Source organism: Bacillus sp. ISL-18 (assembly GCF_018613415.1).
Classification (GTDB): Bacteria; Bacillota; Bacilli; order Bacillales; family Cytobacillaceae; genus Neobacillus.
The window spans coordinates 66,992-79,211 of the sequence record NZ_JAGGQG010000030.1 but is presented as its reverse complement, the minus strand read 5'-3'; the positions used below and the strand labels follow the sequence as shown (position 1 = coordinate 79,211).

At 39.2% G+C, this 12,220-nt stretch carries 13 protein-coding genes and 1 riboswitch; of the genes, 10 read left to right on the top strand and 3 right to left on the bottom strand.

The window, feature by feature from the left end:
• Positions 1–145: 145 nt before the first annotated feature.
• Positions 146–676 (bottom strand): ECF transporter S component, encoded by a 531-nt coding sequence (locus tag J7E81_RS28210; protein ID WP_215047495.1) that lies wholly within the window; start codon positions 674–676, stop codon positions 146–148.
• 224 nt (positions 677–900) lie between these two features.
• Positions 901–984: riboswitch (cyclic di-GMP riboswitch) on the top strand.
• Positions 985–1,013: 29 nt separating this feature from the next.
• Between J7E81_RS28210 and J7E81_RS28205 the strand changes: the two genes are divergently transcribed.
• The 5 genes from J7E81_RS28205 (at position 1,014) to J7E81_RS28185 (ending at position 5,335) form a co-directional block, all read left to right on the top strand.
• On the top strand, positions 1,014–1,223 hold the full coding sequence (locus J7E81_RS28205; protein ID WP_215047494.1) for a hypothetical protein: 210 nt from the start codon (positions 1,014–1,016) through the stop codon (positions 1,221–1,223).
• 142 nt (positions 1,224–1,365) lie between these two features.
• Positions 1,366–2,088 (top strand): hypothetical protein, encoded by a 723-nt coding sequence (locus J7E81_RS28200; RefSeq protein WP_215047493.1) that lies wholly within the window; start codon positions 1,366–1,368, stop codon positions 2,086–2,088.
• 129 nt (positions 2,089–2,217) lie between these two features.
• Entirely contained in the window at positions 2,218–3,855 is a 1,638-nt protein-coding gene (locus J7E81_RS28195) for an Ig domain protein group 2 domain protein (protein ID WP_215047492.1), read from the top strand.
• A gap of 195 nt (positions 3,856–4,050) precedes the next feature.
• Positions 4,051–4,230 (top strand): hypothetical protein, encoded by a 180-nt coding sequence (locus tag J7E81_RS28190; protein WP_215047491.1) that lies wholly within the window; start codon positions 4,051–4,053, stop codon positions 4,228–4,230.
• Positions 4,231–4,765: 535 nt separating this feature from the next.
• On the top strand, positions 4,766–5,335 hold the full coding sequence (locus J7E81_RS28185) for a hypothetical protein (RefSeq protein WP_215047490.1): 570 nt from the start codon (positions 4,766–4,768) through the stop codon (positions 5,333–5,335).
• Between the two features lie 98 nt (positions 5,336–5,433).
• Here J7E81_RS28185 and J7E81_RS28180 read toward each other — a convergent pair whose 3' ends face one another.
• A complete protein-coding gene (locus J7E81_RS28180) occupies positions 5,434–6,471 on the bottom strand; it encodes an LLM class flavin-dependent oxidoreductase (protein WP_374104115.1) in 1,038 nt (345 codons plus the stop codon).
• A 194-nt stretch (positions 6,472–6,665) separates the two neighbouring features.
• Positions 6,666–7,292, bottom strand: a complete 627-nt coding sequence (locus J7E81_RS28175; RefSeq protein ID WP_215047488.1) for a metal-dependent hydrolase — start codon at positions 7,290–7,292, stop codon at positions 6,666–6,668.
• Positions 7,293–7,521: 229 nt separating this feature from the next.
• On the opposite strand from J7E81_RS28175, the gene J7E81_RS28170 reads away from it, so the two are divergent.
• The 5 genes from J7E81_RS28170 to J7E81_RS28150 all read left to right on the top strand — a co-directional run bounded on the left by J7E81_RS28170 (position 7,522) and on the right by J7E81_RS28150 (position 11,652).
• Positions 7,522–8,001, top strand: coding sequence for a YhfC family glutamic-type intramembrane protease (locus tag J7E81_RS28170; protein WP_215047487.1), 480 nt, complete (start codon positions 7,522–7,524; stop codon positions 7,999–8,001).
• Complete coding sequence (locus tag J7E81_RS31465) at positions 7,973–8,290, top strand: YhfC family glutamic-type intramembrane protease (protein ID WP_215047571.1); 318 nt, start codon at positions 7,973–7,975, stop codon at positions 8,288–8,290. Before J7E81_RS28170 ends, J7E81_RS31465 begins: the two co-directional genes overlap by 29 nt.
• Positions 8,291–8,593: 303 nt before the next feature.
• On the top strand, positions 8,594–10,405 hold the full coding sequence (locus tag J7E81_RS28160) for a phospholipase C (RefSeq protein ID WP_215047486.1): 1,812 nt from the start codon (positions 8,594–8,596) through the stop codon (positions 10,403–10,405).
• A 122-nt stretch (positions 10,406–10,527) separates the two neighbouring features.
• Positions 10,528–10,746 (top strand): SMI1/KNR4 family protein, encoded by a 219-nt coding sequence (locus J7E81_RS28155; RefSeq protein ID WP_215047485.1) that lies wholly within the window; start codon positions 10,528–10,530, stop codon positions 10,744–10,746.
• A 51-nt stretch (positions 10,747–10,797) separates the two neighbouring features.
• Complete coding sequence (locus tag J7E81_RS28150) at positions 10,798–11,652, top strand: HAD family hydrolase (protein WP_215047484.1); 855 nt, start codon at positions 10,798–10,800, stop codon at positions 11,650–11,652.
• The last annotated feature ends 568 nt before the right edge of the window (positions 11,653–12,220 follow it).

Genomic DNA, 12,220 nt, shown 5'->3' with positions numbered 1-12,220 from the left:
TCTTTTTTGTTCGGAGTATATTAAAGATGGTGGTTAAAGAAAAAAAGCAAAGTCAATTTATTTAATAATTGACTTTGCTAATTTACTTACTTATATTTGGTTTCACACTTCCGAAAACGGGTATTCCATCAGAGAACCACTGTTTCTATTTCTGTCCAGCTTGTTTCTGTAAGCGTCCTATAAGAGGAACGACAATGATACCAGCGAGGGCGACTTGCAAAAAGTTGCCAGGGATGGAGCCGAGTGGCTGAATCCAATTTCCATAAAGGATTACCTCAGCAAAATAGTAGCCGACGATTTTGATAATCAGGGCAACAAAAACTGCAAGTGAAAAGACAATCGCTCTTTTCCCCGGTACCTTTTCAGCAATAAGGCCGGCGACAAAGCCCATTGCCCCTACGATGATAAAGGTAAACGGTGCCCAAGCTCCCCAACCAGAGATGAGATCGAATAAGCCCATTCCAAAAGCACCTGCGATGGCTCCTGTTTTTTTACCATAAACCAAAGCGGCTATAAAAAGAGGTACGTTACCTAGATGGATTAGGCCTCCGTTACTCATGATTGGGAGCTTTACGTTGATAAACATGGTCGCAACTAGGGTTAATGCGATGAAAAGTGCATTGATGACTAGCGCTCTTGTTTTCGTTGATGCTGTTGGCGAATATGTTGTATTCATTTGATAACCCCTTTCTTTTTTTAAATAATATCATAATTTACTATAAGCTCAATACTATTAATTTGCACAAATAAAAATTCTGATTACAAACATGGAAAGTATTTCCTTTTTGAACCGGTGTCCTTGACCTTTCGAATCTTCCGCAATGTCGAAATTTGTGTTATTTTATTTTGTAACCTTTGAAATAAATGTAATATAATTTACTTTAATTAGTTAAAACATTTAATAGATAAAGGCAAACCACTCGAAAGATTGGGACGCAAAGCTACAGGTCTAAGGTTTCACACTATGATGGCTGAGCTGCCTAAAATAGAATTTATTTTAGGAGGCTTATATTTTGATTGCTCTTACTTGGGAAAAGGAACTGGAGATAGAATGGGAGGAAGCTAGCGACGAAAATATAGTAGAGGCATATGTAGTAAGTATATTGAATAAATGGGACCAAAACCTAAGAAGTTTAGAACAGGAATTAATGAAAAGAAAATTATTTTTAGTTGCTTTAGAACGTTATGATCGAAAAAAACGCAGGACTCTATTAAACCTGTAATCAATAGAGAATAAAACTAGATAAATGACCATTAACGCAGGAGTTCCTAGTTCTTTAGGACTCCTCCTTTTTTATTTTGGGTTTTATGAAGAAATAATAGGAAACATACCTATAAAATAAGACAGAAAAGAGGGGTTTTAATATGACAACAGGAACCGATAATGAATTATCTGAACGTTTTGAAGTGGCTTTTAATAAAATCCATACTTGGCTGCAAAAAAATATTAAACATGCAAAAACGACTAAATACACGGAATTACTTAGAATCGGTTTTCCGATCCATGCCATCATTAGAAAACATTATGATGATTTAAAAATATACGGCCGACTTAGAAACTCCATCGTTCATGACAAAGTGGAACCAGGGTTTTATATCGCGGAACCACATATGAGCGTTGTCGAACAAATTGAAATGATCGCTTCCAAGATTAATGAACCAAGGACAGCCCTTTCGATTGCTACGAAACCCGTATTTTATTATCTAGAAGATGCAAAATTAAAGGATATTCTTACGGTCATTAACCGTAAAAGGTATTCTGTTTATCCAATATACAATCAAAGTGGATATAAATGGCTGTTAACAGCTGAAGGAATCATTCAATGGTTTTCTCAAAATTTGGTCGAAAATACGGTTTATTTAGATGAAGTAAGGGTAAAAGACCTATATTCGTTCAATCCGCCTCTTTCGGTTGAATTTGTAGGTCAGGAAACAGATATGTTTGTAGTGGAAGAGATCTTTGAAGAGTATCATCAGAAAAATAAAAAATTAGAAGCGGTCATCCTAACGGAAACAGGGGACCAGAGCGAAAAGCCCCTAGGGATTATTACCTCTTGGGATTTAGTTGAAATTAATGCGCTTGAATAAGGAAACAAAGGGTAGTCAATCATCTAGATAAGGATAGTTGGGAAAATTTTAAAAGTTTATCTTTTCTTAACATTCACCTAACATGAGTATGGTATTTTATGGAGGACAACCTATACGAGGAGTGATGGAATGAAACGTCAAAGCTTTCCCATTTTCGCATTGGTCCTTCTGCTCTTGTCTTCATCTCTTTATCTGCCAACGATTGCTTCAGCAGAAAATGCGCTCGATCCTGCCCCACAACTACAGCCCGTCGGGACAGCAAATGGCAAGAAAATTTTATTTGATAATACCCATGGACAAACAGCCGGTGCAGCAGACTGGGTGTTGGATGGAGGTTTCTCGGATTTTGCTAATGCTTTAGCCAATAAAGGCTATTACGCAAAAGAGCTGCGAAAAACCACGCCGATTACCTATCAAGATTTACAAGGCTACAATGTGTTGGTCATCGGGGAAGCGAACATCCCCTATAAAACTTCAGAGCAAGCAGCATTGATCCAATATGTACAAAATGGCGGGAGCATCTTTTTCATTGGCGATCATTATAATGCGGATCGCAACAAAAACCGCTGGGATGCTTCGGAGGTCTTTAATGGCTATCGTCGCGGTGCCTATGACAATCCGACCAAAGGGATGACATCAGAAGAGGCTTCGTCTGCCGCCATGCAGGGGGTCACCGGCTCTGACTGGCTGTCAGCCAACTTCGGAATCCGCTTCCGCTACAATGCGATTGGGGATGTAACAGCCAATGATATCGTCACACCGAGTCAAGCCTTCGGAATAACAACCGGGGTCTCTACGGTTGCCATGCATGCCGGATCCACCTTAGCAATTACAGATCCTGCCAAGGCGAAAGGGATTGTCTATCTTCCAAAAACAACACTAGCTTGGGGTAATGCAGTCGATCAGGGCGTCTATAATGGCGGAGGCAGAGCAGAGGGGCCTTATGCGGCTGTTTCCAAACTCGGATTAGGAAAAGCAGCGTTTATCGGTGATTCCTCGGCTGTTGAAGATGCGACCCCCAAATATTTGCGTGAGGAAACAGGCGCAAAGAAGACAACCTATGACGGTTTTAAAGAACAAAATGATGGTACATTACTTGTAAATATCATCGATTGGTTAGCAAAACAGGAAGGTTATACCGCCTTAAACCAGGTTAGCGGGTTGCAGCTAGATCAGCCAACCACCTTGCTATCGACGGAAAATCCTCAAACATCGACTGAGCCGCAAGTAGAACCATGGGCTGCACCAGATCCAGGCTATAAATGGTATGATTCTAGCACGTTTAAATCCGGTTCCTATGGATACGGTTCTAGCGGTTCTAGTGGAACAACAACAACCTTGAACGAAAAGTTTGAATCTGGTTCTAAAACAGCGTACACTTCAGGAAACGTGACTCTTACGAGCGGTTCTTGGTACTTTGATAATGCGCTGATCGGCAATCTATCTACCGATAAAAAAACCGGCTTGCAGTCGGCACGTGTACGAGCAGGTGGAGCGATTACGATGAATTTCAATGTCAGCGGGGCCAAGAGTATTCAGATTTCTCATGCCAATTTCGGAACTGACAGCGGAGCTAATTGGCAGCTGCAACTGTCGACGAATAGCGGTTCGACCTGGACGAACGTGGGGAGTACGAATGCTAGTTCATCCACTTTAACGGTTAAAACGTTTACCCTTACCCAAACGGCTCCAGTCCGCTTCCGAATTGTCGTTTCTGGTATATCTGGGAGTAGAATTAATTTTGATGATATTGTGATAAATAATTAACTACAAGACGAGCTATCCCAAATTAGTGGGATAGTTTTTTTGCAAAGATTTAAAACAAGTCAAACCTTTTTGCCTCTTTTTCTATATTTAAACGATGAAAGGCGGATGACCGTTAGGAAGGGAATCTTGGCCAATCAAAAGGCGAGAACGTAAAAATTGCGAAGGAAATTTTTAAATTCCTCGGGAGGGATTTTTATGCGAAAAAGAGTAGCAGGATGCGCCTTGATCGCTGCCACGTCGATTCTAGCTTTTCATCCACTTGGTACACAGGACAAAGAGGATACAGGAAATGAAAGGATCATTCAGGAGGAGGCTCGAATAGGCGATTCAATCGTAGAAGAGGCAAGCAGTACGGTTAACTCAATGGGGCTTTAGTGGCTGTGGTACGATTAAGTAGATAGCGATTTTTTGATAAAAAGTGAATAAATGTTAATACACATCGCTATACGGAAATAGTGATGTGTTTTTGTGTAGAGAAAGGTCTTTTCAGTTTTTAAGGTCATTAGAATGACAACAATTGTGCCGGTTGGGTTAGGAAATACAGTAGACCGGTCACAAAAGCAGATATTGTGCCCGTTGGGTTAGGAAAAACAGTTGATTGGTCACAAAAAAAGATAATTGTGCCCGTTGGGACGTGAGATACAGTCGAACGGTCATAAAAAGATAATCGCGCCCGTTGGGTCGGAAACTTTGCCGAATGTCACCCGCCTCGACAAATGCTTAATGTACCTTTCGTTTACGACAAAATATGAAGCCCTTCATAGGACTTTTTGATTAAAATTCGTGAAAGATGTGGATTTTTGTAAGAAATAGCAGGATTTTTACCCTTATTAAAGGAATAGTTAGAATATAAAAAACGAAAGCCATTTTTTTCATTCATTCTATCAAAGTATGAAAGAAGGTATACGATGTGATGGAAGATTTCTTTGCGGACTATAAAAGGTTTATTGTTGTACCAAAAGATGAAAAGAAAGTGGAAAATGAAGTATTTGATCCCCAACATTTTGCTGCCTATTATATCCTAACCTTGTCCATTTTTGATTCACGTTTAGTGACATGGAACGATGCAAGTAAATTTGGCATAGATGTTGAAAAAAGCATCAAAACCATATTAGGGGATTTCAATCAAAAACAAAGTGAAAAGTACCATCTGCAATTACTTGAATTAGATCCGTTAAAAAACTATTTTATCTTAGCTCTTTCTTCTAAAACCAAATTTAATCCAGGGGAAGAGAAGGACGGTATCGCTTATATCATTGATAGATTTTTGACTAATCCTTTTTATGTTGGACAAGGCTGGTTCAACTTAATTGGAGAAAAAGGAAGAGTGGCCCGGAAACTCTTTTGCTGCTCTTTTAAGGAATATGTTTGGGAAGGCCCAAATCAAAGGGAAGAAAAATTTGAAAATATCAGTGAACTAATCCCTAAAAATGGAGAGATTAAGCTGGTTAAAAGCTCTCCGAAGCGGGATATTCGCTAATCTCTATCATCATCATTAATGAATGATAGAAAAAAATATCCCCAACCTACTAGTGAACTAGTTATTGGGGATATTTTTTTCCTCATTTTTAGTCTGTATTATTTCCTAGTTTCTTTTCGGATAACGGGTGCCACTTCAGTTGCCAATCGTTCAATGTTCTCGGCGACTTTGTTAAAGGGCATACCACCTATATCAATTTGGGCTAAAAATCGTTGGTGCCCAAACAACTCGTAGTGGCGCAGGATTTTTTCGATAATTTCCTGTGAACTTCCGACAAATAGGGCTTTTTCCTTGCTACACATCTGCTCAAATTCTACTCTTGGCCAAGTCTTATTGACCCCATGATGACGATTGAGCTGGTGCCAATAATTGGAATGATACGGGTAATATTCCTCGAAGGCCTGCTGATTCGTTTTGGAAATATAGGCATGCCCGGTAACGGCAACCTTCATGTCTTCCAAAGCATGGCCGGCTAAAGCAGCCGATTCTCGGTACCGGTCGACGAACGGCTGAAAGAAGCTGGGATCCCCGCCAAGAATCACTAACGCTAATCCAGTCCCTAATCTGCCAGCTCGTTCCGCACTTTTCACTGTCCCTCCAACACCTACCCATATGGGAATCTGATGTTGAATAGGACGGGGAGAGATGGCCGCATCCTTTAAGGAGGAACGATAACGGCCATTCCATGTGACTATTTCCTGTTCATTTAGCTTTAGAAAAAGCTCCAGGTGTTCTTCAAACAATTCATCGTAATTCGTTAGATCGAATCCGAAAAGGGGGAAGGAGTCTAAAAAAGCCCCGCGTCCCGCAATAATTTCAGCACGACCATTGGATAATAGATCCAATGTGGCAAAATCCTCGAATAATCGAACAGGATCTACCGTATTTAGCACGGTTGTAGAACTTGTAAGTTTAATTCGCTTTGTGACTTGGGAGATCGCAGACAAGACCACTGACGGGGAGGACACGGCATAATCTAAACGGTGATGTTCTCCCACGCCAAATACATCGAGCCCTGCTTCATCCGCTAACTTGGCCGCCTTGATAATTTCCTCGATCCGCTGCTTTGCACTGATGGTTTTCCCTGTTAGCGGGTCTGGGTATAAATCCGCTAATGAATAAATTCCAATCTCCATACCGATTTGATTTGCAGCCTTCAAATTCCTCTCCTCCACAATGGTGTAAAATCGCTTTTACTTAATACTATTCAGTTTTTTAAAAAAGGAATTAACTAAATAACATCGGAAGTTAAGCGAGTATGTAAGGCAAATAAGCTACCGGAAAGATGAGGGCTGGCCACATAAGTGGTCACTATTCAATATTGTTAGCGTTAAATTTCCTTGTGTGACAAAGGTAAAAATGGCTTAATCCCACGTTTATTAAACGGCAGGATCTTTAAATCAGCGATCAGGTGACTGATGTAAGCCCACAAACAGGTATAGAACACACCAGGGATCCCCAGTGAGGCCTCTAAATTGGAAGAGATTATCCCAAAGAAAACAATCCCTATGATGGAATGGGTATAGCTGCGGTGAGAAGAAAAGGACGCAATGATAAGGTAGATTCCGAGCAGAATCAACCATCGTTCGTCTATCGAGAATCCGCCCGTAATGACCGCCAATCCGGTAATCGTTAACATATGTTTTTGTTTAATTAAGGAGGCAACGACCATAATTAGCAATCCGATGCCAACCCCCAGCCAGCGCTCTAAAACTGCTTTCTCTACGAAACTATAGACAATCATCATCAATCCAATGATCAGAGCAGATAGCCGAATTACTTCATGAGGCAGAGTAATTTTTCCGCGGAGCTTCCCGTCAATATCTAAATCTGGCATTAATCCTGAGACGCCTCCTAGTCCGACAAACAAGAGTGTCTCAGCTGGAGAGGCATGATATGTATGAGCTACAATAAATCCTGTTGCTGATCCAATGACTGCATGTGAGGTACCATTCAATGTATTTCCACCTTTCATCCTATTAATCTCATAAAACAAAAACAGACAATCACTATTGTACAACAAAACATCTGTTCTGTTTAGCAGTTTGATATACTTTAGGGTTGGAAGAGTGAAAGGCCTATTATTATTTTAAATTTATAATTGGGTATTGACAGTTAATGGTAACTATTTTATTATCATTATTAATAATGATAATAAAAAGTGGTTTTAATAGGGGGAGCTTAGCATGGTCAGTACAGCAACGATTATATCAATGTTTGTTCCGATTGTGTTTTCATTTGCATTATTTATTGGGTTGATTTTATTTTTTCATAAGAAGTCAGGGATTGCTGTAAAGCCAGTCATCGTAGGGGCGCTTGGATTTGTGGTGATGTCACAGGTTTTGGAAAAAGCGCTCCATCTTGCGGTCATCACGGCTTTTCCCCATTATGCAGACCACCCTTGGGCTTTTGGGGTGTATGGAGGTATGGCAGCGGGCTTATTTGAAGAGCTGGGCCGCTTTGTTTTATTTACTTGGCTGCTAAAAAAATTCCATGATTACAAAGGCGGAATTTCTTTTGGCGTTGGTTGGGGCGGCATTGAGGCAGTGGTCCTAATGTTAACGATAATCGTGCCAAACATTATCTTTGCTTTTATGATTAATGCAGGAACACTAGAAAAATCGTTGGGGGGGACAAATCCCAACGGACCAGCTCGCCATTATTAAAGATTCCGTATTAAACAATGGTATCTCCTATTATATATTAGCCTCTGTCGAACGGTTTTTCGCCGTCTTCATGCAGATTGCTTTTAGTTTATGGGTATTGATAGCGGTTGTAAAAAAGAAATTTGTTTACGTAATTTATGCCATTCTGATTCATTCAGCGATTGATTTCCCGCTCATATTCGTACAGACGGGTCGTTTTACAAATTTATGGGCGGTGGAATTATATTTAGCGATTGTCGCGATGATTTCGTTTTGGATGATAAAAAAGGCTAGAGTATTTTTATCCTAACCATTAAGAGACCTTTACGCATTCGTAAGGGTTTTTTAATTTTACAAAAATTACGGGGATGGAAGGATGGTCAGGCTATGAGGAATGTTTGAACTTTCTCGTTCCCGTGTAAGGTGGGAACGTTCTAATTTAGGCATTTTTCATATGGCCACGTATCCCTCCTAGATAGTTATGAATAATTCTCATCAGATTCTAATGTTTTTTTACAGCCCATTTACACTCTCGTTCCTATTCCTTTACATTCTTTTGGTTAAATTTTAGTTGAAAGAAATAATATTTAGAGAGTAGTGGAGGAGATTCTAGGTGAGAAAAGGAATACGTACAGTAACATTATCATTAAGCGCATTATCGATTATGGCATCACCCTTTGTTGGGAAGGTATACGCTGAAGTTCCAAAACCCGCCTCAGTAGAACAACAAATGGCATCTGAATTAAAAACAGCTTCGCCAATCAAACATACTGTGGTCATTTTTCAGGAGAACCGTACGTTTGATAACTATTTTGGTACATATCCATATGCTCCCGGGTTTAAATCACTTCCCGGAACACCTAATGATGTTAGAAACTTTAAATATGTAACAGGTAGTGTACCTAAAGATGTGAACGGGAATGTCTATAACCCTGATTCAAATGGAATTCCTGTATATCCTTGGCATGATGCGGGTAAAGGCGACATCCAAGAAACAGATGTAAATCATGGCTATACAGCTATGATCTCCATGGCCGATGGAGGAAAAATGGACAAGTTCTATCAGGTGAATCATGATAGTGGCAAACCTACTGATACAAATGACAAGGGTTTACTAGCTATGTCTCATTTTGATTACAATGAAATTCCTGCTTATTGGCAATATGCTCAGCATTTCGCGATGGCAGATAACTATTTTCAGCCTGTTTATGGACCATCAACGCCAGGAGCATTATATTTAGTGGGAGCGCAATCTGGAAATGGGAATGAAACGACAAATACAAACACAAATCCTTTAGCTCAAATTACGGGTGACCCATCTCCTAAAAATGGCCCATTTGGCGGGGATAGCACCAATGGACTTAAATATAATCTCACTTACAAAAATATTGGCGATGAGTTAAGCGCATCAAAGCAATCCTGGGCATGGTATGCTGGGGGATGGGATGCAGCTAAAGGAGATCCAGCTTCAGCTGAAGCAAGGACGTATTCACCTCACCATAACCCATTCCAGTATTTTCAAAACTATGAGGATGGGAAATATGATGATAATCTAAAAGATTACAATAACTTTTTGAAGGATATCGATAAGGGCAATCTTCCTGCGGTTAGTTTTATCAAAGCTGGTTATGGAGATGATGAACATCCTGGTACTGGAAACCAGAGTACTCCATCAGCAGAAGAATTCACAGTCAATACGATTAACAAGATTATGAACAGCCCATATTGGAAAGATACAGCCATTATTGTTACGTATGATGAAGGAGGCGGATTCTTTGAACATATTGCCCCTCCAACTGTAACGCCAAACGCCGATGGATTACAAGGAGATGGACCACGTATTCCGGCAATGGTTATCTCACCATATGCAAAAGAGAACTATGTAAGCCACGTGCAATATGACCATTCTTCGGTTTTGAAATTCCTAGAATGGAACTATGGTTTATCCGCCTTAAACAGCAAGGATGCAAATGCCAATAATATGTTAGATATGTTTGATTTTGAACATCCTAATTTCTTGCCTTACTTGTTTAACGATGGTGAATTAACTGTCAAGTCTTCTAATGGGCCAGTTGCTAACGTACAGCTAAATAATGCCTTATTAGGTGTAAGTCATGCTGGGGAAGCGCCATATTTAGACAAAAAAGGTAATGTAATGGTCCCATTAGACGATTTTGCTCGCAGCATCAATGGTTTAGTGAAACAAACAAAGGAAAACCGTCTAGTCCTTTCAACAAATGACAAAGATATTGAATGGAAGGTACAAGGGAATACAGCATCTGTAGACAATAAACCAATACATCTTATAACACCTGCGATCAAGAGTGACACAGGTATCACCTATATTCCACTTCAGTCTGCAGTTGATATACTTGGTTGGTCAATGGAACAACAAGGCAACACTTTTGTTGTGAACAGTAAATAATATAAATCATATTTTTGTGGGTGACTCCGAAGTCGAAATTGTTCGACTGAGTCACCCTGTTTTTTGGGTATCTCAATCAAAAGGAACATTTGTTCTGTTATAATGGTATTGAGGTGATGAAGATGTCTTATCATATCATGCTAACATGGAAAATTTCTGACATAAAAGTGCACACACAGATTCAAGTCCAAGTCATGGATCCAGCTGCTGCACAGATTATTTACTTTACACTTGATGAACTTGAAAAGGATGAATTGCCGGAGAACCTAAAGGAATACATAAGAGGAATCCTACCCGAGATTGAGGAGGGAAGATGGCATTATAGTGGGAAAAATAAATAAAGTGTATACTAACTAAATGAATTCTTTTTGCATGCAAAGGGGGAAATTTAGGTGGAGGTAACACCAAAAGCGATATTTTTAGACATGGATGGAACGATATTAAACCATCAAAACCAGGTGAGTATTCATACAAAAGAAATCATTGATGAACTTAGAAACCGTGGGATCAACGTTTTCATCGCTACAGGCAGAGCATTTGAAGAAATTAAAGGCATCGTTCCGCCTGGTTTTCAAGTAGATGGGATTGTAGCCTCGAATGGGATGGTTGGTTATGCAGGCCATGAAGTAATTTTTAAACATTCACTTTCACGTGAGCTAGTGGAAACCGTTATTAAAATGGCAAGGGAAAACAAGGTGTATTATGAACTGTTTCCATATGGCTCTCCCCGAATCACATTAAAACAGGACAGGGCCTACGTAGAAAATGAAATAAGAGATCCCAAGCCGGAGGGTGTAGGAATAAATGAGTGGTGTTCTCGTAAGGATGCGATTAATGAAAAAATTAACTGGGCCAATGAAATTATGGGGAATGAATTCTCTAAATTCTATTTCTTTGCCAGAACAAAGGAACAGATCAATCACTGGAAAGAAGAACTGGAGCTATTAAAGAAAGAAATAAATTTTACCACTTCCATTTCAACGGAGTATAACGTCGAATTGATGGTGGCGAACGTCAACAAAGCAACCGGAATCCAACAAATGTTAAAGCACTTTAAGTTGTCCGAGACGGAAACAATGGCCATCGGTGATAGCGACAATGATGTACCGATGCTGCGGCTCGTGAATTATGCAGTGGCAATGAAAAATGCTCCTGATCGTATTAAAGAAATGGCAGATGACGTAACAGATTTCACTTGTGATGAAGATGGGGTATTCTATTATTTAAAGTCTTTATATATGTTGTAAATAAAAAAACTCCAAATCTATAGATATTTGGAGTTTTTTCATCTTGTTGTGTGGTTAACTATAAAAAAAGTACTGATAAAGCCAATCCCTATAACAAAAGAAATAAACGATAAATCACGGTCAGATGACTTTTTAAATAGAATGACCGATAAAACAAACCAAAAAACGGTACCAATAAGTAAAATCCTATTTACCCACAAAAGTAAAATACTATCTAACCACAGCAAAAACATTACTCCCTCTATAATTACGCCTAATAATTCCATTTTAAAGGAAAGTATTTAAGTTCTAATGAATTTTATGTAAACATTATTTAAAGTTTTACCCCTATCGTAAAAGTCGATAGGTAAAAAATAATTTAAGAAAACTTTACTGCTTCTTAATAAAAACTAAAAAATTAAAGGTTAAAATAATCATAAGTAACCAGATGTAATTGCCGGAAACTATGAAGAAAAGTCGAATATTTTTCATAAAGGAAGGATCATATTTATGTATATTTCTTATAGAAACCATCATGGCGGAATTAATAATTTGGTAGTTGTAGAAAGCAGTGGAGTGGTTACCAAAA

Bases quoted from the DNA above. Each gene is read 5' to 3' on its own strand.
- J7E81_RS28155 (WP_215047485.1), top strand. From the start codon at position 10,528: ATGTCTTATCATATCATGCTAACATGGAAAATTTCTGACATAAAAGTG.
- J7E81_RS28180 (WP_374104115.1), bottom strand. From the start codon at position 6,471: ATGGAGATTGGAATTTATTCATTAGCGGATTTATACCCAGACCCGCTA.
- J7E81_RS28210 (WP_215047495.1), bottom strand. From the start codon at position 676: ATGAATACAACATATTCGCCAACAGCATCAACGAAAACAAGAGCGCTA.
- J7E81_RS28190 (WP_215047491.1), top strand. From the start codon at position 4,051: ATGCGAAAAAGAGTAGCAGGATGCGCCTTGATCGCTGCCACGTCGATT.
- J7E81_RS28195 (WP_215047492.1), top strand. From the start codon at position 2,218: ATGAAACGTCAAAGCTTTCCCATTTTCGCATTGGTCCTTCTGCTCTTG.
- J7E81_RS28170 (WP_215047487.1), top strand. From the start codon at position 7,522: ATGGTCAGTACAGCAACGATTATATCAATGTTTGTTCCGATTGTGTTT.
- J7E81_RS28200 (WP_215047493.1), top strand. From the start codon at position 1,366: ATGACAACAGGAACCGATAATGAATTATCTGAACGTTTTGAAGTGGCT.